Here is a 22,161-nt window from a genome sequence, read left to right as displayed (position 1 = left end):
CCGGCCCAACCGGTACGGCGGGGACCACCGCGACGAACCAGGCGTCGCGTGTCCCCGCCGCGTTCCCGCCGGGCTTCCGCCGGCGGGGATCGTTCCTACCGGACGAGCTCGGCGGGTACGTCGATGTGGCGAGAACGTACGTACTCGCCGAAGCCCTTCGCCTGCGGGTCGGGGCGGGTCGCCGAGGCGACCCCCTCCCCCAGCAGCCCGACGACGACGAAGTTGAGCGCGCGCAGGTTCGCCAGCTCGTACCTGTGCACCTGAAGGCCGGCGGCCTCCGGGACCAGCTCGACGAACTTCCGTGTGGTCAGCTCGGCGGCGAGCCAGGCGTAGGTGGCGTCGTCCCGGGCCCAGATGCCCACGTTCGCGTTGCCGCCCTTGTCCCCGGAGCGGGCGCCGGCCAGCCGCCCGAGCGGGACCCGCACCCGTCCGCCCGTGCCCGCCGCGGGGGTGGCTGTCGCGCCCACCGGCTCCTCCTGCGCGGCCGGGGGCTGCGGCGCCGACGGGCTGTGCTCGATGACGAGCTCGGAGCCGTCATCGAGCACGACACGCTGGGTGACGACATCCCGGGAGACGAGCGCGGGCCAGTAGACGCCGTACGCGCTCTCGCCGGTGGGCGGTGTCGTGGTGTGGAAGCCGGCGTAGCCCCCCAGCGGGAGGGCCATGGTCGCGTTCGAGAAGGAGCGCCCGACGCGTGCCGGGTCCCGGTCCTTGACCGTGACCTGCAGGTGCGCGGCCGCCAGCGCGTTGGTCTCGGCGTTGTCGTGGTCGAAACGCAGCAGCCGCACGTCGACGGCGTCGAAGGAGTCCTCGCCGCCGAGGATGTCGAACAGCTCCTGGCGGGCCCAGGCGGCCTTCTCCTCGATGTCGAGACCGGTGATGACCAGGGTCATCGTGTTGCGGTAGCCGCCGAGGTAGTTCACGGCGACCTTCAGCTTGTCCGACGGGGCGCTGCCGCGGGTGCCGCTCAGCAGCACCCGGTCCGGGCCCTGCTGCGTCAGCTCGGCGGTGTCGAAGTGGGCGACGACGTCGGGGTTGGCGTACGCGGGGCCGGCGATCTCGTAGAGCAGCTGGGCCGTGACCGTGCCGACCGAGACCAGGCCGCCGGTGTCGGCGTGCTTGGTGATGACGCTGCTGCCGTCGGCGGCCACCTCCGCGATGGGGAACCCCGGGTAGCGCCGGTCGGTGACCTCCGACAGGAACGCGTAGTTGCCGCCGCAGGCCTGCGGGCCGCACTCGATCACATGGCCGGCCGCGACCGCTCCGGCGAGCTGGTCCCAGTCGGTGCGTTCCCAGCCGTGCCACCAGGCCGCGGGGCCGACCACGAGGGACGCGTCGGTCACCCGGGGTGTCACGACGATGTCGGCGCCCGCCTCCAGCGCGGCGGCGATGCCCCAGCCGCCGAGGTAGGCGTTGGCGGTCACCGGCTGCACACCCAGCTCGGCGAGCTTGCGCCCGGTGTCTATGTTGACGAACGGCTCGCCGGCCGCCTGCAGCTCGTCGATGCGGCCCACGAGATCGTCACCGGTGACGTAGGCGACGCGGGGGGACAGGCCGAGGCGCGCGGCGAGCTCGGCCACCTTCTCGGCCAGCCCCTGGGGGTTGAGGCCGCCGGCGTTGGCGACGATCCTGATGCCGCGCTCCAGGCTGGTGGCGAGCACCTGCTCGAGCTGGGTGAGGAAGGTGCGGGCGTACCCGGCCCCGGGGTCACGGCGCCGGGCCTTCCACAGGATCAGCATCGTCAGCTCGGCGAGGTAGTCGCCGGTCAGCACGTCGATCGGGCCGCCGTCGACCATCTGCTTCGCGGCGTCGATACGGTCCCCGTAGAAACCCGAGCAGTTGGCGATGCGCACCGGACGCCGCGGTGCGCCCGGCGTGGCCGGCGTGGCCGGTACAGCCGGTGTGGTCACGTGCGGCACCATCCTTCCTGCAAGGTCGACGCGGGGGCCGACGAGAGGGCCGGCGAGAGAGCCGGACCGATGAGGGGGGCCGCGGTCACGGCTTCTCCCCGCCGCGGGGACGCCCGGGGCCCGGCGGCCCGGCGAAGACCTGGGCGATCTCGAGGAAGCGGGCCGCGGTGGCCCCGGTGGCCCGCAGGCCGAGGTCCGCGTGGTGGCGGCGCTGGGTGACCAGCAGGCAGAAGTCGAGCGCCGGGCCGGTGATGACATCGGCCGCCTCCGGCGGCCCCCACTGCCAGAGCGAGCCGTCGGGGGCGGTGAGGCTGACCCGGACCGGGCTGTCGGGCGGGGGCAGCTGCCGCACGGCGAAGCTCCAGCGGATCGTGGCGACGCCGAGGTGCGCGATGTGGCGCAGCCGGGCGGTCGGCTCGCGCCGCGCCCCCAGGGCGTCGGCGACGTCCTGCCCGTGCGCCCAGGTCTCCATCAGCCGGGCGGTGGCGGAGCTCGGGGCGCTCATCGGCGGGCCGAACCAGCGCAGCTTCGTCCCGGGCTCGACCGCCCCCAGCGTGTCCAGCAGGGCGCCGCGCGCCTGCTCGAACCAGGTGAGCAGCTCACCGCCGGAACGGTCCCGGTACCACCGGGCGACGTGCGCGGCGAAGTCGTCACCGAGATCGGTCAGCTTCTTCGCCTCGGCGTCGAAGCGGTCCGGGTCGGTCGCGGCGAGCACTGTCACGTCGTCGAAGTACGCCAGGTGGCTGACCTGGTCCTTGATGTCCCAGCCGGCGGCCGGTGTCGGCGTGCGCCAGCCGGGCTCGTCAAGGCCGCGCAGCAGAGCCGTCAGTTCCTCGGTCTCGGCTGCCAGGTCGGCCAGCAGCGGGCCGATGTCGGCGGCCATCAGCGCCCGCTCCGGGCCGGCGGGCGCCGCCAGGCCACCGGCCCGTCCGGGGCGTGGGTGACGGGTGCCGTCATGGCTGCTCACCGTCGGCGGCGAGCACGGCCAGGACATGGCCGCCGTCGACGGTCTGGCCCTGGCGCGCGTTGATCTCCACCACGACGCCGTCCTGGGGCGCGGTCACCGTGTGCTCCATCTTCATCGCTTCCAGGACCAGCACCACGTCACCGGTGGTGACGGTCGCGCCCTCCTCCACGACGACGCGGACGACCGTGCCCGGCATGGGCGCGACCAGCGAGCCCGGGGCGACGTTCGCGCCCGGCTCGACGAACCGCGGAACCTCCCGCGCCACGGTCGAGGCGCCGCGGCCGTCGAGGTGGAAGACCGCCCCGTCACGGGTCACGTACACGGTCGCGCGGACATCGTCGACGGTGATGTCGACCAGGCCGGTGTCGACGCGGTGGACCAGCGCCTCCAGCGGGCGGCCGTCCACGCTGGCCTTGACCCGGTCGCCGTACTGGCGGTAGCGGACCTCGATCGCCTTGCCGGCCACCTCCAGCACGGTGCGCTGGGGCTCGGTCGGGACGTTGCGCCACCCCGGCGGCAGGGTCGGCAGCACCGCGTTCGCCCGGCGCCGGGTGGCGGCGGTGAGGGCGGCCGCCAGCAGATGGGTCGCGAGGACGTCGTCGGGCAGGGGCGGGGTGCTCAGCGCCACCGGGTCGTGGCGGTTGAGGTACCCGGTGTCGATGGCGCCGGCGCGGAACTCCTCCTCCCGCAGGATGCCCACCAGCAGCTCACGGTTGGTGGTCACGCCGTCCACCCGGGTGCGGGCGAGGGCCCGGCCGAGGCGGCGGATGGCGTCCGCCCGGGTCGGGCCATAGGCGATGATCTTGGCGAGCATCGGGTCGTAGTGCACGCCGATCACCGACCCGTCGGTGATCCCGCTGTCGACGCGGATGCCCGTGAGCGCCGGCACCTCGAAGCGGTGCACCGTCCCGGTCGCCGGCAGGAAGCCGGCCGGGACGTCCTCGGCGTACAGCCGGACCTCGATGGCGTGCCCGTTGATGCGCGCCTGGCGCAGCTCGTCGGGCAGGGGCGCGCCCTCGGCGACCAGCAGCTGGGCGCGGACCAGGTCGAGGCCGGTGATCTCCTCGGTGACCGGGTGCTCGACCTGCAGCCGGGTGTTCACCTCGAGGAAGAAGAACTGCCCCTGCTGGTCGAGGACGAACTCCACCGTCCCGGCGCCGACGTAGCCGATCGCGTTCGCGGCGGCGACCGCGGCCGAGCCGAGGCGCTCGCGCAGCTCGTCGTCGACGGCGACCGAGGGCGCCTCCTCGATGATCTTCTGGTAGCGGCGCTGGATGGAGCACTCCCGCTCGAACAGGTGCACCGCGTTGCCGTGCTGGTCGGCGAAGATCTGCACCTCGATGTGCCGGGGGCGCTCGACGTAGTGCTCCAGGAACACCGTCGCGTTGCCGAACGCCGAGGCCGCCTCGCGCTGCGCGCCGGCGACCGCCTCCGCGAGCTCGTCGACCTGGCGGACGATGCGCATGCCGCGCCCGCCACCGCCGTAGGCGGCCTTGACCAGCAGCGGGAACGCCAGGTCCGCGGCGGCCTGGGCGAGCTGGCCGCCGTCGGCGAGCAGGTCGGAGTCGATGACCAGGCCGGGCAGGACGGGCACGCCGGCCTTGTCCATCAGCTCCTTCGCCCTGGTCTTCGACCCCATCGCGTCGATGGCGTCCGGGGGCGGCCCGATGAAGGTGATGCCGGCGGCGGCGCAGGCCCGGGCGAAGTCGGCGTTCTCCGACAGGAAGCCGTAGCCGGGGTGGATCGCGTCGGCCCCGGTGCGCTGGGCGGCGGCGATCACCAGGTCGCCGCGCAGGTACGTCTCGGTCGGGGTCGCGCCGGGCAGCCGGACCGCCTCGTCGGCCTCGCGGGCGAACGGGGCGTCGGCGTCCGGGTCGGAGAAGACCGCGACCGTGGCGATGTCCAGCTCGTGGGCGGTGCGGATGATCCTCGAGGCGATCTCACCGCGGTTGGCAATCAGCAGTTTGGTGACCACAACACTCACATCCTGAAGACGCCGTAGCCGCGGCGCCCCTCGATCGGGCCCGAATGAGCGGCGGACAGGGCGATACCGAGCACGGTGCGGGTGTCACGGGGGTCGAGGACACCGTCGTCGTAGAGCTTGCCACTCATGAAGAACGAGTGTGACTCGGCGCTGATCTGGCCTTCGATCTCCTCGCGGCGCCGGTCGTCGGCCTCCTGGTCGAACGGCCGGCCGGCCGCGGCGGCCGCGGCCTTGCCGACGATCGACAGCACGCCGGCGAGCTGGGCGGCGCCCATGACGGCGCACTTGGCGCCCACCCAGGCGAACATCAGCCGCGGGTCGTACGCCCGGCCGGACATGCCGTAGTTGCCGGCGCCGAACGAGGCGGCCATGTTGACGGTCAGGTGCGGTACGCGGCTGTTGGTGACGGCGTTGATCATCTTGGCGCCGTCCTTGATGATGCCGCCCTGCTCGTAGGCCGCGCCGACCATGTAGCCGGTGGTGTTCTGCAGGAACACCAGCGGCGTGTCGGCCTGGTTGGCCAGCAGGATGAACTCCGAGGCCTTCTTGGCCTCCTCGCTGAACAGCACGCCGTTGGCATTGGCCAGCACCCCGACCGGGAAGCCGTGGATGGAGGCCCAGCCGGTCACGATGCTCGTGCCGTAGTCCGGCTTGTACTCACCGAAACGGGAGCCGTCGACGACCCGGGCGAGCACCTCGCGTGGGTCGAAGGGGACACGGAAGTCCGACGGCGCGATCCCGAGCAGTTCCTCGGGGTCGTAGAGGGGCGGGTCGGCCGGCAGGCTCGGGCCGGGGCCGAGCTTCCGCCAGTTGATCTCGGAGAGGATGCGCCGGCCGATGCGGATCGCGTCCTGCTCGTCGACGGCGAAGTGGTCGGCGAGCCCGGAGACCCGGGCGTGCATCGCGGCACCGCCGAGGTCCTCGTCGTTCGACTCCTCGCCGGTGGCCATCTTCACCAGCGGGGGGCCGCCGAGGAACACCTTGGCCTGCTGGTCCACGAGCACGGTGTAGTCACACATGCCCGGTACGTACGCACCGCCCGCGGTGGAGTTGCCGAAGACGAGCGCGATGGTCGGAATGCCCAGCGCCGAGAGCTCGGACAGGTCGTGGAAGATCTTCCCGGCCTGGACGAACAGGTCGGCCTGGTTCGGCAGGTCGGCGCCGCCGGACTCGACGAGGTTCACCACCGGCAGCCGGTTGCGCCGGGCGATCTCGAGCGCGCGCAGCGTCTTCTTCAACGAGTAGGGGTTCATCGCGCCGCCGCGCACGGTCGGATCATGTCCGAGGATCACGACCTCGACACCGGAGACCACTCCGATGCCGGTGACGACGCTTGCCCCGACAGCGAACTCACTGCCCCAGGCGGCGAGTGTGGACAGTTCCAGGAACGGGGCGTCGCGGTCGAGCAACAGCTCGATCCGCTCACGTACCAGCAGCCGGCCCCTGTCGTGGTGCCGCTGCCGGTAACGTTCTCCACCGCCTGCCCGCGCGAGATCCAACTGGTCGTCGAGCTCGGCCAGAAACTTCAGCTGGGCCGCACGGTTGGTGCGGTACAGCTCCGAGGCGGTGTCGAGGCGGGACCGCAATGGGGTGCCTTCGACTGCCCTGGGGTGGGTGGCGACGATCGTCATGTACATCCCCTCAGTACGACCGAGGAAGGCCGAGGCTGTGCTGCGCGACGTAATTGAGAATCATTTCCCGGTTGACCGGCGCGATGCGCAGAATTCGGGCCAGCCCCCACAGCGGCACCAGACCGTACTCGACGGACATGCCGTTACCACCATGGGTCTGAATAGCCTGGTCCACCGCGGCGAGCGCGGCCTCCGCGGCGGCGTACTTCGCTATGTTCGACGGTTCTCCCGCAGGCAGGCCCTGGTCGTGCGCCCAGGCGGCCTTGCGGGTCATCAGTGCGGCGAGATCGGTTTCGATCTTCGCTTTCGCCAGCGGATGCGAGATCCCCTGGTAGGTACCGATCGGCTGGTCCCACACCTGCCGGTTGCGCGCGTAGTCGACGGCCCTGCCCAGCGCGTACCGGGCGATTCCCACGCACAGCGCGGCGCCGGTGATCCGCTCCGGGTTCAGGCCGTGGAAGACCTGCCGGAACCCGTCCCCCTCGTCGCCGACAAGCGCCTCGGAGGCAACCCGGGCGTTGTCGAAGAAGAGGGTGAACTGCCGCTCGGGAACCTGCGCGGCAACCGGCAGCGGGTGGGCGGTCAGACCGGGAGTACCGGTCGGCACGACGAACAGCGACAGGCGGGCCCGGCCGCTGGCCTCGTCGGTGCCGGTACGGGCCACCACCAGTACGGCGGCGGCGTCGTCAAAACCGGAAATGTAGTACTTCTGGCCGGTGAGGAGCCAGTCGTCGCCATCCCGGACGGCCCGGGTCGAGATCCGGTGGGTGTTCGAGCCCGCGTCGGGCTCGGTGATGGCAAAGACGATCTTGTGTGCGCCCGAGGACAGGCCCGGCAGCCAGCGCTCCTTCTGGCCGGCGCTGCCGAAACGGGCGATCACCTCGCCGGAGATCGCCGACGAGACGAGCAGGAGCAGCAGCGGGCAGCCCGCCGCCGCGCTCTCCTCGCAGACGGCGGCGAGCTCCACGATGCCGCCGCCCCCGCCGCCGTACTCCTCGGGGAGGTTCACGCCTATGAAGCCCGCTTCGGCAAGCGCCGCCCATATCTCACTGGTCGGCTTTCTGGCCTGCGAACGCTCGGTGTAGTAGGTGCCACCGAACGGTTTGGAGATCGCCGCGACCGTCTCCCGCAGAGCCCGCAGCTCCGCGTCCTCACCGAAGTCCACACCGTCTCCAAGGATTGTTCGTCAGCTCGTGGCCAGGAGCAGCGTGGTCATATCCCCTGGGTCACGGACTCGTCGGCCGCCGCCACTCGCCAGCCTTCCCCGGGCAGATGTTGTGACGGGCACGAGCTTTCCCGGTAACGCCGATAGTACGTGGACCGGGAGCGGCCGACCGCGACACAGGCCGCTGTCACACCGATCTGCGGCACCAGCACGGCCATTGCGTCCGCTATCAGCCGTTCTGCTTCTGTGAGAAGGCCGGTGTACCGACGTCGCTGGGCGCGCTCCTGGACAACGTCGCCAAGAGCGCGTGCAGTTTTCCCTGGACGTCGATCACGAGCCGGGCCTTCGCCAGCTCCTTCTCCAGTCGCCCGTTCTTCGCCCGCAGTTCGGCCAGCTCGGTGTCCCGGACATCCGCCGGCGGCCGGCCGATCGGCCGGGACAGCTCCGCCAGCGCACCGGCGTCCCGGGCCCGGCGCCACACCGCGATGTGCGCGGCGTAGAGCTGCTCCCGGCGCAGAATGGCGCCCTTCGCACCCGGTGATGTCGCCGCCTCGTACTCCGCCAGGATCGCCAGTTTGTAATCGGCGCTGAACGAGCGCTTACGCGCCCTCCCCTGCTCCCGCGGACCAGGCTGCCCCACCTGGTCACCATCAGGCAGCCGGCCGTCATCGACTGCATCCGGCCTGATGCTCAGCCCCACGGACACCGACATCCACTCCTTCCATCCTGGCTTCGTTTCCCCTCAAAGGCTTCCCGCAGAGGCTTCCCTCGAAGGCTTCCCTCAAAGGCTTCCAGCCGCGCGACACAGGCTGCGGCACGAAAAACATCACGGACATGTGCCGCCGTACTGCCCGGCGGCACGGCGTCCTGCTGTACGCATGACGGCGCTGTCACACGTACAGCGGTCTTCTTCTACACTGCCGGTCTCCCCTATTCGTACGACGCGCCCGCGGCCGCCGCCCGTACCAGGGACTCCGGCGGGGTGAACCGCTCGCCGTAACGCTCGGCCAGCTCGTTCGCCCGCGCCACGAACCCGGCTGTCCCGCCCTTGTACTGGTTGATGTACTGGAACACCCCACCGGTCCACGAGGGGAAACCGATGCCGAACAACGAGCCGATGTTGGCATCGGGTATCGAGGTGATGACACCCTCGTCCCGCGCGCGGACGGCCTCCAGCGTCTCGGCGAACAGCAGCCGCTCCTTGAGATCCTCGAACGGGATCGCGCGGCCCGGCACCCGGAACGCCTCATGAAGGCCCGGCCACAGTCCCTGCCGGCGGCCGGAGCCGTCGTATTCGTAGAAACCGGCGCCGCCGGAACGGCCCGGCCGCCCGAACTCGTCGATCAGCCGGTCGATGACCGCCTCCGCCGCGTGCTCCTTCCAGACCCCGCCGGCGGCCTCGACCGCGGCCCTGGCCTCCTGGCGGATCTTCCTCGGCAGGGTCAGCGTGAGCTCGTCGATGAGCTGCAGCGCGCCGGCGGGATAGCCGGCCTGCAACGCGGCCTGCTCGATGCTGGCGGGCGCGATGCCGTCACCGACGGCCGCGACCGCCTCGTTGAGGAAGGCGATGATGACCCGGCTGGTGAAGAACCCACGGCTGTCGTTGACGACGATGGGCGTCTTGCGGATCTGCTGCACGAAGTCGAAGACCCTGGCCAGGGTGCGCTCCGAGGTGCGCTCACCCTTGATGATCTCGACCAGGGCCATCCGGTCGACCGGCGAGAAGAAGTGGATGCCGATGAAGTCCTCCGGCCGCTGGACCCCCTGCGCCAGCAGGGTGATCGGCAGGGTCGAGGTGTTCGACCCGAGGACCGCGTCCGGGTCGACGATCTCCTCGATCTCGCCGAAGACCTTGTGCTTGAGCTCGGCGCTCTCGAAGACCGCCTCGACGACGAAGTCGACCCCGGCGAAGTCGGCCGGGTCCTCCGTCGGCAGGATGCGGCCGAGTACCGCGTCCGCCTGCTCCTGCGAGGTCTTCCCCTTGGCCACCGCCCTGGAGAGGGTCTTCTCCACACCGGCCTTGCCACGCTCGGCGGCGGCGAGGCTGACGTCCTTGAGGACCACCTCGATCCCGGCCTTCGCCGCCGCGTAGGCGATGCCCGCGCCCATCATCCCGGCCCCGAGGACACCGACCTTGCGCGCCTGGAAGCGGTCGAACCCGGCCGGCCGGCTGCCACCGGCCTTGATGTGCTGGGTGTCGAAGAAGAACGCCTGGATCAGGTTCTTGGCCACCTGGCCGGTGGCCAGGTGGATCAGGTACCGGGTCTCGATCAGCGACGCCGTGTCGACGTCGACCTGCGCGCCCTCCACGGCGGCGGCGACGATGGCCCGCGGCGCCTGCAGCGGCGAGCCGCCGAGCTGGGCGCGCAGCTTGGCCGTCAGGCTGGGCAGGACTGGCGCCAGCGACGGGGAGTCCGGCGCCCCACCGGGGATCTGGAAGCCCTTGACGTCCCACGGCTGACGCGCCTCGGGGTTCTTCTGGATCCATTCCTTGGCCCGGGGGAGCAGCTCGGGGATGCTCGCCACGACCTCGTCGACCAGGCCGGCCTCGAGGGCGTCGGCCGGGCTGAACCGGGTGCCGGGCAGCAGCACCTTGTTCAGGGCGTCGACGACGCCGAGGGTGCGCACGGTCCGTACCACCCCGCCGCAGCCGGGCAGCAGCCCGAGCCCGACCTCGGGCAGGCCGATCTGGTTGCCCGGGACGTCGGCGGCGATCCGGTGGTGGGTGGCCAGCCCGAGCTCGAGGCCGCCGCCGAGGGCGGCGCCGTTGAAGGCGGCCACGACCGGCCGGTCGAAGGTCTCCAGGGCGCGCAGCAGCCCCTTGATCCGGTTGAGGTGCGCCGTGAACTCCGCGGCGTCCTCCTTGCGCAGCGCCTTGAGCTCGTTGAGGTTGCCGCCGGCGAAGAAGGTCTTCTTCGCGGACGTGAGAACGACGCCGGTGATCGTCTCCTTCTCCCGCCCGAGCCTGTCGACGGCCGCCTGCAACGACTCGACGAAGTCCCGGTTGAGGGTGTTCGCCGAAGCCTGCGGGTCATCCAGGGTCAGCACGACGACGCCGTCGGGGTCCTGCGCCCACTGGATGGTTTCTGTGTACGCCATAGTCGGTCCACCCGTATCCGTCGACATGATCACACGCGCTCGATGATCGTGGCCACGCCCATACCGCCGCCGATGCACAGCGTGATGAGCCCTCGGCGCTGCTCCCTGCGCTCGAGCTCGTCGAGCACGGTGGAGACCAGCATCCCGCCGGTGGCACCGAGCGGGTGCCCCATCGCGATCGCCCCGCCGTTGACGTTCACGTTCTCCTCGGGGATCTTCAGATCCCTGACCCACTTGAGCACCACCGACGCGAAGGCCTCGTTGAGCTCGAAGATGTCGATGTCGTCCAGGGTCAGCCCGGCGGTGGCAAGCACCTTCTCCGTCGCCGGCTTCGGCCCGGTCAGCATGATGGTCGGGTCGGAGCCGCTGATCGCGGTGGCGACGACCCTGCCGCGCGGTGTCAGGCCGAGGTCCCGGCCCGCCTGCTCGCTGCCGATGAGCAACAGCGACGCGCCGTCGACGATGCCCGAGGAGTTCCCCCCGGTGTGGACGTGGTTGATCTTCTCGACCTCGTGGTACTTCTGCAGCGCGACGGCGTCGAACCCGCCCGAGCGGCCGAGCCCCTCGAAGGACGGCTTCAGCGCGCCGAGGGACTCCACCGTCGAGCTGGGCCGGCGGTGCTCGTCGTGGTCGAGGATCACGACGCCGTTGACATCCCTGACCGGTACCACCGAGCGCGCGAAGTAGCCGTTGCGCCAGGCCGTGTCCGCGAGCTCCTGCGAGCGCACGGCGTACGCGTCCACGTCCTCGCGGCTGAAGCCCTCGATGGTGGCGATCAGGTCGGCGCCGATGCCCTGCGGGACGAAGTAGTGGTCGTAGGTCGTGACCGGGTCGTTGAACAGCGGGCCGCCGTCGGAGAGGATCCCCACCCGCGACATCGACTCGACGCCACCGGCGAGGACCAGCCGGTCCCAGCCCGAGCGTACCTTCTGGGCCGCGATGTTGGTCGCTTCCAGGCCCGAGGCGCAGAAACGGTTGACCTGTATCCCGCCCACCGTGTCCGGCAGGCCGGCGGCGATCGCCGCCGCCTTCGCGATGTCACCGCCCTGGTCCCCGATCGGGGAGACAACCCCCAGGACCACGTCGTCGACGTAGGCCGGGTCCAGCTGCGGAAGCCGCTGCTTGACCTCGTCGATGAGGCCTACTACGAGGTCCAGCGGCTTCGTGCCATGCAGCGCCCCTTTCTTTCCCTTTCCTCGAGGGGTCCGAACCGCCTCGTAGATGTACGCCTCGGCTGACACGATCAGGTTCCCTTCCTGGGATGTCGCCGGCACCGCCGACGGCAGTCACGCGTGCCGGCCTGCGCCGGCCGGGCCCGCCGTCGGCACCGGCGCGCGGTGCCGACGGGGCGCCGGCACCGCGCTGGTTCCTTCAGGCCCGTCACTTATGCGGGCGGCGTCCCGAGTACCAGGGCGAACGCCGCCCGGTTCTCCAGCCCGCCGCTGCGGTCGACCGTGATGTACTTCTGCTCGGTGTAGGCGTCGAGCGCGTTCGGGCCGCCCTCGCGTCCCAGACCGCTCTGCTTGTAGCCACCGAACGGGTAGGCCGGGTTGATCACGTGCCAGTCGTTGACGTAGACCATGCCGGCTTCCAGCTGCCGGGCCACCTCCAGCGCCCGGGACTCGTCACGCCCCCACACGCCGGCCGACAGGCCGTAGTTCGTGTCGTTGGCGATCTTGACGGCCTCGTCCACGGAGTCGTAGGTCAGCACCGTCAGCACCGGGCCGAAGACCTCTTCGCGGGCGATGCGCTGGTCGTTGGTGACGTCCGTGACGATGGTCGGCTCCACCCAGTTCCCGACGGCGAACTCCGGCCCCTGCGGCACCCCGCCGCCGAGCGCGATGGTGGCTCCCTCGGCCCGGGCGGACTCGATGTAGCCCAGGACGCGGTCCCGCTGCCGCTTGCTGATCAGCGGGCCGACGTCGGTGGCGAGGTCCAGCGGGTTGCCGAGCTTGAGGGTCTTCGCCCGCTCCACCAGCCTGGTGAGGAACTGCTCCTTCAGGCTGTTCGGCACCAGCAGCCTGGTTCCCGCCTCGCAGGCCTGCCCGTTGTTGGCCAGGGCCGCGAACAGCGCCCCGTCGACGGCCAGCGGCACGTCCGCGTCGTCGAGGACGATGTTCGGCCCCTTGCCGCCGAGCTCGAGGGTGACCCGCTTGACCGTGTCGGCGGACTTGCCCAGGATGCTCTTGCCCACCTCGGTGGAGCCGGTGAAGGCCACCTTGCGGACGTCCGGGTGGCCGCTGAGGTGGGCGCCCACCGGGTCGCCGTCGCCGGTGACGATGTTCAGCACGCCCTTGGGCAGGCCGGCGGCCTCGAACTCCTTGACCAGCTCGAGCGCCACCAGCGGCGAGTGCTCGTCGGGCTTGAGCACGACGGTGTTGCCCGCGGCCAGCGCCGGGCCGACCTTCCAGACGATGACCAGCAGCGGGATGTTCCACGGCACGATCGCGGCCACCACGCCCAGCGGCTCGCGGCGCAGCACGCCCACGGCCGGGAGCGGCCCGATCTCCGGCCCGCTCTTCTCGAACTCGTAGGTCGTCGCGAGGTCGGCGATATAGCGCAGCTGGGCGATGGACAGGCCGAGGTGCAGGGCCCCGGTGACGCGGATCGTCGCGCCGTTCTCCCGGGTCTGCAGGGCCGCCAGCTCCTGGAGACGCTTCTCCAGGTTGTCCGCGACCGCGTGCAGCAGCGCGGCGCGCTCCTGCGGCGGGGTGCGCCGCCACTGCCCCGCCTCGTGCGCGGCCCTGGCGGCGGCGACCGCCCGGTCGACGTCGCCGGTCCCGCCCTTGGCGACCGTCGCCACCAGCTCGTCCGTCGCGGGACTGCGAATCTCGTACTTCTCGGCGGAGTCGACCCACTCTCCGTCGATGAACAACCCGTAATGCGGTACGGACACCTTGTCCTCCTTTGGACGCGGATGGCTTGCGATGACGACCGGCCAGGCTAGTCCAGCGACCGGATGCGCCGATACCTGCTCCGGTAGTAGAGGAGCGGATCGCGCTCCCCGGGGGTCTGGAGGGACTCCACGTGGCAGGTGACGATGTGGTGGTCACCGCCGTCGTAGACGGTGGCGATCCGGGCACCGATGTGGGCGACGGCGCTGTCCAGCGCCGGCGCGCCGTTGGGCAGCAGCGTCCAGCCGACACCGGCGAACTTGTCCGTGCCGCTGCGCGCGAACCCGTTGCTGAGCTCGTCCTGCCCCTCGCTCAGAATGTTGATGCACAGGTTTCCCGCCGCCGCCACCGCGGGCCAGGACGTGGACGACTTGGCCGGGCAGAACAGCACCAGCGGTGGCTGCAGGGACAGCGACGTGAACGACTGGCAGGTCAGGCCGGCCGGCTGGTCCCCGGCGACCGCCGTCACAACGACGACCCCGCTCGCGAAGCGTGAAAGGACCTCGCGAAAATGGGCGGGGTCCACCAGGGGAGCCTCCGGGGCGGGATGGCCGGTACGGCTTTGAGAACTCATCGTCATTCCCATGGCTTAGGGGCTCTTCCTCGTCTCGCGCCGATCGGTCCGGCGTTCGTCCTGGTCACGGGGCCAGGGCGAACGCCGGCCGGCGGGCGGTGGAATTACCCGATCTGACGGGCCCGACCGGCCCAGTAGGGCGCGCGAATCGTTTTCTTGTCGACCTTCCCGGCCGGGTTGACCGGCAGTTGGTCGGTGAACTCTATCGATTTGGGCGCGGGCACACTGCCCAGCTCGCGCTTGACGTGGTTTATCAGCTCGCTCTCGTCGGCCTGCTGCCCGGACCGGGTGACCACGACGGCGTGCACGGCCTCGCCCCACTTCGGGTGCGGGATACCGAAAACAGCCGCCTGGGCGACCGCCGGATGGGTCAGCAGCACGTCCTCCACCTGCCGCGGGAAGACGTTGAAGCCACCGCTGACCACCAGGTCCTTCTTGCGGTCGACGATGTAGAGGAAGCCGTCCTCGTCGAAGTAGCCGATGTCCCCGGTGTGCACCCAGCCGTCGCGCAGCGCCTCCGAGTTACGCGAGGCGTCGACGTAGGTGAGCATCTGGCCGAGCTGCTTGGAGGTGACCTCGCCGACCTCGCCGACGGGCAGCGGGCGGTCGTCGTCGTCCTGGATGGTCACCGCCACGTACGGCAGGGGCCGCCCGGCCGACGCCAGCCGCTTGATGTCCTGCTCGGTGTCCACCCGGTGGTCCTGCTTGCGCAGGCTGGAGACGTACCCCGGCTCGGTGCCGGCGTAGGCCTGGATGAAGATCGGGCCGAACACGTCGAGCGCCTCACGCAGCCGCTCCGGAGCGATCGGGGCACCCGCGTAGACGATGGTGTTGAGCGACGAGAGGTCGAACTTCTTCCGGTCCGGGTGGTCGAGCAGCAGGTAGATGATGGTCGGGACCAGGGCCGTGGCCGTCACCTTCTCCTTCTCGATCCTCTCGAGCAGGGTGTTGACGTCCAGCCCCGGCAGCATCACGTTCGTGCCGCCGCGCAGGAAGGTCGGCAGCACGAAGATCTGGGTGAAGTGGGTCAGCGGAGCGCCGTGGGCGAAGATCTCACCGGGCCGGATGTCACCGATCTCCAGGCCGGCGGTGATGCTGTAGTGCGCCCAGGTGAAGTGGGAGTTGATCACACCCTTCGGCTCACCGGTGCTGCCGGAGGTGAACAGCACGTATGCCTCGTCGTGCTCGTCGATCTCCACCGAGGGGGGCGTGTCCGGCTGCGCCTCGAAGTGCTTCGCGTAGTCGAGGACACCGGCGACGGTCGTCTCCGCGGGCCCGCGGCCGTCGTCGAGCCGGATGACGTGGCGCAGCTCGGGCAGCCCGGCCACCACCTCGGCGACGGTCGAGTCGAACTGCGCGTGGTAGATGAGCGTGGTCGCGTCGGCCTGCTTCAGGTTGCTGCGGTGGCCGGCGGCGGCGGCCCGGGTGGGCAGCTGCACCAGCACCGCTCCGGCCTTCCAGATGCCGTGCTGGCTCGGGATGAACTCCAGGACGTTGGGCAGGAGCAGGCCGACCCGCTCCCCCTTGCCTACCCCTAACGCGATGAGCCCGTTCGCGACCCGGTTGGCCCACTGCTGTGTCTGCCGGTATGTCAGCCGGCGATCACCATCGATGATCGCCGTTGAGTCGGCGTAATACAGGGTGACCCGGTCGAAAACCGTTGGCAGCGTGCCCCACATGCGTGCTCTACCTCCACTTTCTGGAAATGCCGTCCGCTGCCGCCGGTAGCAGCAGGTCCTGGGCCTGCTGGTATTCGCGGGCAAGCCGCTCCGCCAGCTTCGGGATGTCGAGAACCTCGTCGATGCCGGACACCGAGTGGCCAGCCGCCCAGACGTTGCGCTGGGCGAGCAGCCGGTCCTGGGCGAAACCGGGAGAAGCCTCGCCGGCCGCCCCGGCGGGTGGGGCCGGCGTGATGTCCTGAGCCTCAAGCCAGCTTCTGAGTACGTTGGCCTGCAAGCCGCTGACCTGCACCGATGTGGTGACGTCATCGAGGGTGGCCTCGACGACGGCCTGCCGGTACGCATCGGAGGCCAGGCTCTCGGTGGTGGCGATGAACCGGGTGCCGAGATAGGCCAGGTCGGCGCCGGCGGCGCGGGCGGCCAGCACGCTGTAGCCGTCGCTGATGCCGCCGGCCAGGACCAGGATCCCGTCGTAGTCACTCCGCAGGGCCCGTACGAAGGAGAGCGGGTTGGCCCACCCGGTCTGCCCACCGGCGCCGGCGGACAGCAGCACCAGGCCGTCCACCCCGGCTTCGATCGCCTTGTGGGCATGGCGTATGCTCGCCACGTCCGCCAGCACCAGGATGCCGGCGTCGTGCAGCGGCCCGACCACCGCCGAGGGCGAGCCGACGCTGGTGATGACGATCTCCGGGCGGTGCCGCAGCAGGCTGTCCAGGTCGCTGGCGAGCCGCGCGTTGGAACGGTGCACGACGAGGTTGGCACCCACCGGAGCGGCCGGCGCGGACTCGTCGGCCCTTGTCGCCGCTGTGATGCGCGCCAGCCATTCGTCCAGCTCATCGGCGCTTTTCGCGTTGTGGGTGGGGAAAGTGCCGATGATACCGTTCACGGCGGCGGCGATCACAAGATCGGGGCCTGACACGTCGGTCATCGGCGCCGCCACCGCCGGCAGCCTCAGCCGTTGGTGCCATTCGTGCGGTAATGTCACCGGTACCTCCACGATCGGCGAAGCGCTGTCAACTCCGGCCCGCCTGTTCAGGCCGAAGAAGCGGGGTCGGCATCCTTCTCCCAGGAGTGCGTCGTGGGGGCCGGCGACCCGATCCGCTGAAATACCGGGGCGTCGTTCCAGGTGGTCGGCTCACCGTCAATTCTGCCGTCGGTGCCGGTCAGCCGCCAGGCTTGGTCCCGGCAGGCCTGATCCCGGGCGGGGGGATTCTCGCCGCCGGTTGACGGGTCCTGGTATCCACTGCCGCTGCCCTGGTATCCGCTGCCCTGGTATCCGGCACGATGCCCACCGTCCTGCCGCCACAGGACCGTCACGGACGGTGACTCGTTCCCCCTGGTGGTCGTGACCGCCTCAAGAACCTCGAAGCGAGCGCCTTCCGGACCGCTGTCGGTGTCCCGCTCCGGGTACGCGGCCAGCCGCTCACGAAGGCCGGCGGCGCCGGCGGCCGGGCCGTGCTCCGAACCGGCCGTCCAGTCCCCGTCGTACCGAACGTCGTCCGTGTACAGCGAGATCGCCACGTCGGTGTCACTCGTGATCCCCCGCGCCCACTGTTCGGCCTGTTCGGTGACTCGGCTCATCGACGCACTCCGTTCCGATCCCGGTTGGCCCGACCAGGGCCAGGCGACGGTCACACCCACGAGCGCCAGGCCGGCAAAGCCGGGACAGGCCGGCTCCGCCGGGCCGAGGGGCACGATCAAGCTTTTCCTGCGTACCGCGGTCCCGGAAAATCCGGGAAAGCTCAAGAAAGAGACTGTCGGCCCGATCGGCGGGTAGGTGTCCCACACGGTAGAACCAGTTCGTGGCCGGCGCCTCATCCCCCGGGGGTAAAGACGGTGCTCCTTCGGGTGAACCGGTGCCGCTTCGCCTGAACCAGCAGGCCGGCGGCGGTCCCAGCGCCAGGATAACCCGGTCACGGACGATCATCCGCCGGTCGGCGGCTGCCGGCTTACCGTACGCGGGTAATGACGGCGGGGGCGATAATGACGGAAGCCGTGGAAGCCGCGGTGGCGGACCGTGGCCGGGCCCGGACGACACGTGCCCGGCCAGGCCCCCGATCCCCCGGAGAGGAGGTGGTTCCCACCGGGTGTCACCCCGTCGAAGGGCAGAATCTCTCCCGCAGGGAGATTCCAGCCGGCGGTGGCTCGATTATGCTCACAACGGCTTCGCAAGCACATGGTCGTCGATGGTTGGGAGTGAGTTGCGGTATGGGGAAGCACGATGTGGAAATAACCCCGGCCGAACAAGCCGAGGTGATACAGATAGCCCGTTCGGTGGCGAAGCACTTTGCCGAGGCCGGCGCACGGGCTGATGCCGAGAACCGCTTTCCGACCGAGCTCGTGCCGATCTACAAGGAGAGCGGCCTGCCCGCTCTGGCCGTCCCGAAGAAGTACGGCGGCCTCGGCGCGGACATCTGGACCACCACCTTGGTGTCCAGGGAGCTCGCCAAGGGCGACCCGGCCATCGCGCTGGCGTTCAACATGCACCAGACCATGATCGGTATCTTCCGTGGCCTGCTGAACGAGGAGACCCGGCAGCGGGTCTTCGCCGAGGTCGTCAACGAGCGCAAGATCGTCTGCGGGCCCTTCAGCGAGGACCGGGCCGGGCTGACCGGTCTCGCCGACACCGTGGCGGTCCCCGACGGTGAGGGCGGCTGGCACGTCAGCGGCAAGAAGACCTGGGCCACCCTCTGCCTGGGGGCCGACATCGTCGCCTTCAACGCCACCGTCACCGATCCCTCCGGGGAGCTGCCCGAGGACTTCCAGGAGCACGCGTCCCGCGAGGCCGTCTTCGTCATCCCGATCGACACGCCCGGGATCAGCATCATCGAGACCTGGGACACCCTGGGCATGCGCGCGACCGGCACCCACACCCTCGTCTTCGACAAGGTCTACGTGCCGGCCTCGGCGTACGGCGGCAACTTCCGTAACGGCCTCTTCGGCGAGTTCGAGTGGGCGTCGCTGAGCTTCTCCGGCGTCTACCTCGGCCTCGCGGAGAAGGCCTACGCCGAGACCCGGGAGATCCTCAAGAAGAAGTCCCTCGGCGCGACGCAGGAGGGCAAGGACGTCGCCCTGAAGGGGATCGGCTACGTCCAGTACGGGCTTGGCAAGGTTCTGCTGGAGACGGAGACGGCGGCCCGGGCGCTGGAGACGACCGCCCGGATCCTCATCGAGGGCCGTGACGCCGAGTGGAACCCGATCGCGCGGGCGGCGTTCGTCGACGTCACCAAGGTCACCGCGACCGAGACGGCGATCAAGGTGACGGACGCCGCGCTCCGCCTGGTCGGCGGCTCGGCCTTCCGGCGCGGGCACGTCCTGGAGCGGCTCTACCGGGACGCCCGTGGCGGACCGTTCCACCCGCTGACCACCGACCAGGCCTACGACCTGCTCGGCCGGTCCGAGCTCGGCCTGCTCGGCTGAGCATCGGCCAGGCCCACGGCTCTGCTCGGCACTGCGTACCCGCGGGGACCGCGGCTGCTCCGGCCGCGGTCCCCATCGAGGGGCGGGGCTGTCGGCCGGGAGCCGTGATCTCCGCCGAGGCCCGCCACCCGAGATCCGCCACCTGAGGTCTGCCAGCGTGGCCGGAGACAGGGCCGACCGTCCACGGCACAAGAAAAACAGTACGCACCGTAGCAGTTCGCTGCGGTGCGTACTGTTGTGTCGGCCGATTCTCAAGCCTCGATCTCACGCATGGTCATCCCCAGGGAGCCCGCGATCGCCTGGGATCGGTTCACCGCGCCGAGCTTGCGCAGGATGTGCTTCACATGCGACTTCACGGTCTCCTCCGCGATGACCAGGGTCTCCGCGATGACGCTGTTCGTGGCGCCCGCCACCATCAGCTCCAGGACCTCCGACTCCCGCGCGGTGAGGTCCCCGCCGGGGTGCGCGGTGGCGACCAGGGCGGGCCGCGCGCCGTCGCCGGGCATGGCTCCGGTGCCCGCGTACCGGGAGAGATCGATACCCGCGTCGCAGAAGTCGTTCATCATCTCCACCGCCGACGACAGGATCTCCCGCACGTGGTTGCGCTGGGTACGCAGGCGCTCGGTCAGTACAGCCCGTTCGTAGACATGGCTGAAGCCGTCCGCGAACATCCAGAGAACATCCCGGTCGACGTCGTCCACGCGGCGTGAGGACGGATGGTGGTCCGCGTGCAGGAAGCCCACGACCTCCGGCCCGCGCATCACCGGGGCGACGACGTAGGACTTGGAACGCCCGGACTCCACGATGATCGGCCGGTAGACGGGCGCGTTCGCGGTGTCGTACACGACCGCGGGCCGGCAGTCGGTCAGCAGCCCGGTCTCGGGCGTCATGCCCTCCAGCGGGATCGGCCGGTCGATCCAGCGCGCGAACCACGACTCGTCACCGTTGCCGAAATAGGCCATCCACGGATGCCAGGCGCCGTTCTCCACCCGGGAGAGCACCGCGCGCCCGAAACCGCACCGCTGGACGAGCTCCCCGCACACCTGGTCGAGCAGGTCGGCCGAGTTCGGCAGCGTCCGCAGGCGCTGCAGCCCCGCGGCGCAGTCGGCAAACCGGCGGGTGCACAGGTTCAGGTCATGCTGGTAGAGGTCGAACGAGAGCTCCTGGAGATCCAGGATGAGATGGCACAGCTGCAGGCTGGTGTCGCTGCCCGCGGCGGTGATGCCGTCGGTGGCCCGCAGCCGGTCGATGCAGCGCCCGGCCAGGGTCGCGACGACCTCGGTCGACGTCCCCAGATCGTCGGGGATGACGGACGCCGTCGGCTCCGCGTGGAGGGCGGCCCGCACCTCGCCGTGCACGAGATCGAGGCGGGCCGCGAGATCGCGTTGGCGGCGCCGCCATCCTCGGACGCCGGTGGGTGCCGGGAACATGCTGGGCTTCCGGTCCGGGTCGGCGGTCATAAGGCGCGGTCCTGACTGCGCGCGAGGTACAGGTACCGGGCGATCGCCTCGGCGCGGTTCGACGCGCGCAGTTTGCGCAGGATGTGCTTCACATGCGATTTCACCGTGGTTTCGGAGACGGTCAGGCGGTCGGCGATCTGTGCGTTGGTCGCGCCGCTGGCCAGCAGGGCGAGCACCTCCCGCTCCCGCGGGGTCAGCCCGTCCGGGAGCCGGGGTGCGGATGCCGCGAGCATGCCGGGCAGCGACACCGGCGGCTTGGACTCGGTCGCCGGGATGCTCTGCCGCGCGAGCCGGACCGGGGCCGCGCTGAGCCCTTCGGTCATCATCCGGGCGGTGCAGAACGCCTTGGCGATCCGTTCCCGTTGCAGGGCGAGACGCTCGAGCAGCACCGTGCGCTCGAGAATCAGGCCGAAGCCGTCGGCGAAGATCTGGATACGCTCCCGGTCGTAGCCGGTGAGGCGGCGCCCGGAGGAATAGGTGTCCGCGTGCAGGTAACCGACGACCGAGCCACTTGCCAGGACCGGCGCGACGACGTACTCCCGGGTCTGGGACACCTCGACCAACGGGCGGAAGAGCCGGGGCTCGGACTGCGCCTGCTGGATCAGCGCGGGCACCTTGCGCCGGACGAGCTCGGCCTCGGGCATGGCGGAGGTCAGCGGAATCCGCAGGTCCTGGATGAAGTCCCGGAACGCCACGTTGACCGCGCTGTCGGCGTCGGTCGTGACGTGCAGCTCGGCGGGCAGCCAGGTCGAGCCGCGTAGGCTGGAGATCATCGCCCGGTCGAATCCACCGGCCGCGCACAGGGCGGCCGGAGCGGACGCGATGGCCTCCGCGGAAGTCGTGGCCCGGCGTATCCGGGCGAGCTCCTCCCTGATGCGGCTCAGCACCCGGAACGGCATACCGAACATGTGTGCACGCAGGTCGTTCTGCACGGCGCCGAGTTCGGCGAGCAGCGCGCCGGCCCGGGCCGCCTCCCCGCCCCGGACCGCCGCGTCGATGGATTCACCGTCGATCCGCTCGAGCCTGGCCGTGAGCGCCGCGGCCGAGCGGCTGCCGGGCTCGACCGGAGCCGCGTCCACCGCCGTGTGCAATGCCATGACCAGCTTCTTCTGGCGAATCTGAAGATCCGCCTGTGCTAACGCAGTGGTGGAATATGGTGACGCCACTGTCCCTTGTCCTCCACGTCCGAAGTGGACCGATCGCGACGACGGCGCGGCCCCCGGGGCCCAGCGCCCCTCGCGGGGGCCGGCCAACAGCTCCAGAGACCGGATCTATGTGTTGCCATATTTACTTCGGACAGAACGTAGGTGATTCAGGTCACTTCGTCAAGACTTCTCCGAATACGGCTCCCGGGCCGGCTCCGGGCCGGCTCCGGGCC

16 protein-coding genes are annotated in these 22,161 nt (G+C 70.5%); 1 reads left to right on the top strand and 15 read right to left on the bottom strand.

Going from position 1 to position 22,161, the window contains the following annotated elements:
- Positions 1 to 95: 95 nt before the first annotated feature.
- The 13 genes from AC5LUJ_RS00505 to AC5LUJ_RS00445 all read right to left on the bottom strand — a co-directional run bounded on the left by AC5LUJ_RS00505 (position 96) and on the right by AC5LUJ_RS00445 (position 17,484).
- Entirely contained in the window at positions 96 to 1,922 is a 1,827-nt protein-coding gene (locus AC5LUJ_RS00505) for an acyclic terpene utilization AtuA family protein (protein ID WP_445548351.1), read from the bottom strand.
- Positions 1,923 to 1,995: 73 nt separating this feature from the next.
- On the bottom strand, positions 1,996 to 2,877 hold the full coding sequence (locus AC5LUJ_RS00500) for a TIGR03084 family metal-binding protein (RefSeq protein ID WP_250282569.1): 882 nt from the start codon (positions 2,875 to 2,877) through the stop codon (positions 1,996 to 1,998).
- Positions 2,864 to 4,852, bottom strand: a complete 1,989-nt coding sequence (locus AC5LUJ_RS00495) for an ATP-binding protein (protein ID WP_250282571.1) — start codon at positions 4,850 to 4,852, stop codon at positions 2,864 to 2,866. The genes AC5LUJ_RS00500 and AC5LUJ_RS00495 overlap by 14 nt, the downstream gene beginning before the upstream one ends.
- 5 nt (positions 4,853 to 4,857) lie before the next feature.
- Complete coding sequence (locus AC5LUJ_RS00490; protein WP_250282573.1) at positions 4,858 to 6,492, bottom strand: acyl-CoA carboxylase subunit beta; 1,635 nt, start codon at positions 6,490 to 6,492, stop codon at positions 4,858 to 4,860.
- Between the two features lie 10 nt (positions 6,493 to 6,502).
- Complete coding sequence (locus AC5LUJ_RS00485) at positions 6,503 to 7,657, bottom strand: acyl-CoA dehydrogenase family protein (RefSeq protein ID WP_250282575.1); 1,155 nt, start codon at positions 7,655 to 7,657, stop codon at positions 6,503 to 6,505.
- Positions 7,658 to 7,886: 229 nt separating this feature from the next.
- Entirely contained in the window at positions 7,887 to 8,297 is a 411-nt protein-coding gene (locus AC5LUJ_RS00480; protein ID WP_250282577.1) for a hypothetical protein, read from the bottom strand.
- Between the two features lie 290 nt (positions 8,298 to 8,587).
- Positions 8,588 to 10,756 carry a 3-hydroxyacyl-CoA dehydrogenase NAD-binding domain-containing protein gene (locus AC5LUJ_RS00475; RefSeq protein WP_250282578.1) on the bottom strand — a complete coding sequence of 723 codons (2,169 nt, stop codon included), beginning with the start codon at positions 10,754 to 10,756 and terminating at the stop codon, positions 8,588 to 8,590.
- Between the two features lie 29 nt (positions 10,757 to 10,785).
- Positions 10,786 to 11,997, bottom strand: a complete 1,212-nt coding sequence (locus AC5LUJ_RS00470) for an acetyl-CoA C-acetyltransferase (RefSeq protein WP_250282580.1) — start codon at positions 11,995 to 11,997, stop codon at positions 10,786 to 10,788.
- A 143-nt stretch (positions 11,998 to 12,140) separates the two neighbouring features.
- The gene (locus tag AC5LUJ_RS00465) at positions 12,141 to 13,652 is read right to left on the bottom strand and encodes an aldehyde dehydrogenase family protein (RefSeq protein ID WP_250282582.1); all 1,512 of its coding nucleotides are present in this window, start codon (positions 13,650 to 13,652) and stop codon (positions 12,141 to 12,143) included.
- A gap of 47 nt (positions 13,653 to 13,699) precedes the next feature.
- Complete coding sequence (locus AC5LUJ_RS00460) at positions 13,700 to 14,224, bottom strand: flavin reductase family protein (protein ID WP_250282584.1); 525 nt, start codon at positions 14,222 to 14,224, stop codon at positions 13,700 to 13,702.
- Positions 14,225 to 14,328: 104 nt separating this feature from the next.
- Positions 14,329 to 15,903 (bottom strand): AMP-binding protein, encoded by a 1,575-nt coding sequence (locus tag AC5LUJ_RS00455; RefSeq protein WP_250291064.1) that lies wholly within the window; start codon positions 15,901 to 15,903, stop codon positions 14,329 to 14,331.
- A 7-nt stretch (positions 15,904 to 15,910) separates the two neighbouring features.
- A complete protein-coding gene (locus AC5LUJ_RS00450; RefSeq protein ID WP_493464319.1) occupies positions 15,911 to 16,843 on the bottom strand; it encodes an NAD(P)H-dependent flavin oxidoreductase in 933 nt (310 codons plus the stop codon).
- 92 nt (positions 16,844 to 16,935) lie between these two features.
- Positions 16,936 to 17,484 (bottom strand): hypothetical protein, encoded by a 549-nt coding sequence (locus AC5LUJ_RS00445; protein ID WP_493464300.1) that lies wholly within the window; start codon positions 17,482 to 17,484, stop codon positions 16,936 to 16,938.
- A gap of 627 nt (positions 17,485 to 18,111) precedes the next feature.
- Between AC5LUJ_RS00445 and AC5LUJ_RS00440 the strand changes: the two genes are divergently transcribed.
- On the top strand, positions 18,112 to 19,323 hold the full coding sequence (locus AC5LUJ_RS00440) for an acyl-CoA dehydrogenase family protein (protein WP_250282593.1): 1,212 nt from the start codon (positions 18,112 to 18,114) through the stop codon (positions 19,321 to 19,323).
- A 251-nt stretch (positions 19,324 to 19,574) separates the two neighbouring features.
- On the opposite strand, the gene AC5LUJ_RS00435 is transcribed toward AC5LUJ_RS00440, so the two are convergent.
- Together AC5LUJ_RS00435 and AC5LUJ_RS00430 are read right to left on the bottom strand one after the other, a co-directional pair.
- Positions 19,575 to 20,783: a response regulator transcription factor gene (locus AC5LUJ_RS00435; protein WP_250291060.1), complete on the bottom strand. Its 1,209-nt coding sequence runs from the start codon at positions 20,781 to 20,783 to the stop codon at positions 19,575 to 19,577.
- Complete coding sequence (locus AC5LUJ_RS00430) at positions 20,780 to 21,880, bottom strand: helix-turn-helix transcriptional regulator (RefSeq protein WP_250286335.1); 1,101 nt, start codon at positions 21,878 to 21,880, stop codon at positions 20,780 to 20,782. The genes AC5LUJ_RS00435 and AC5LUJ_RS00430 overlap by 4 nt, the downstream gene beginning before the upstream one ends.
- Between the last annotated feature and the right edge of the window lie 281 nt (positions 21,881 to 22,161).

It is taken from the genome of Protofrankia sp. CiP1_Cm_nod3, assembly GCF_982290655.1.
Note: the sequence above shows the minus strand (reverse complement) of the source record. Positions and strands in the feature narration are given on the sequence as shown.

What these genes read in the sequence shown, in the direction of transcription:
- AC5LUJ_RS00505 (WP_445548351.1), bottom strand. Translation starts at nt 1,922, where the DNA reads ATGGTGCCGCACGTGACCACACCGGCTGTACCGGCCACGCCGGCCACG.
- AC5LUJ_RS00490 (WP_250282573.1), bottom strand. Translation starts at nt 6,492, where the DNA reads ATGACGATCGTCGCCACCCACCCCAGGGCAGTCGAAGGCACCCCATTG.
- AC5LUJ_RS00475 (WP_250282578.1), bottom strand. Translation starts at nt 10,756, where the DNA reads ATGGCGTACACAGAAACCATCCAGTGGGCGCAGGACCCCGACGGCGTC.
- AC5LUJ_RS00460 (WP_250282584.1), bottom strand. Translation starts at nt 14,224, where the DNA reads ATGAGTTCTCAAAGCCGTACCGGCCATCCCGCCCCGGAGGCTCCCCTG.
- AC5LUJ_RS00455 (WP_250291064.1), bottom strand. Translation starts at nt 15,903, where the DNA reads ATGTGGGGCACGCTGCCAACGGTTTTCGACCGGGTCACCCTGTATTAC.
- AC5LUJ_RS00445 (WP_493464300.1), bottom strand. Translation starts at nt 17,484, where the DNA reads ATGAGCCGAGTCACCGAACAGGCCGAACAGTGGGCGCGGGGGATCACG.
- AC5LUJ_RS00440 (WP_250282593.1), top strand. Translation starts at nt 18,112, where the DNA reads ATGGGGAAGCACGATGTGGAAATAACCCCGGCCGAACAAGCCGAGGTG.
- AC5LUJ_RS00435 (WP_250291060.1), bottom strand. Translation starts at nt 20,783, where the DNA reads ATGACCGCCGACCCGGACCGGAAGCCCAGCATGTTCCCGGCACCCACC.
- AC5LUJ_RS00430 (WP_250286335.1), bottom strand. Translation starts at nt 21,880, where the DNA reads ATGGCATTGCACACGGCGGTGGACGCGGCTCCGGTCGAGCCCGGCAGC.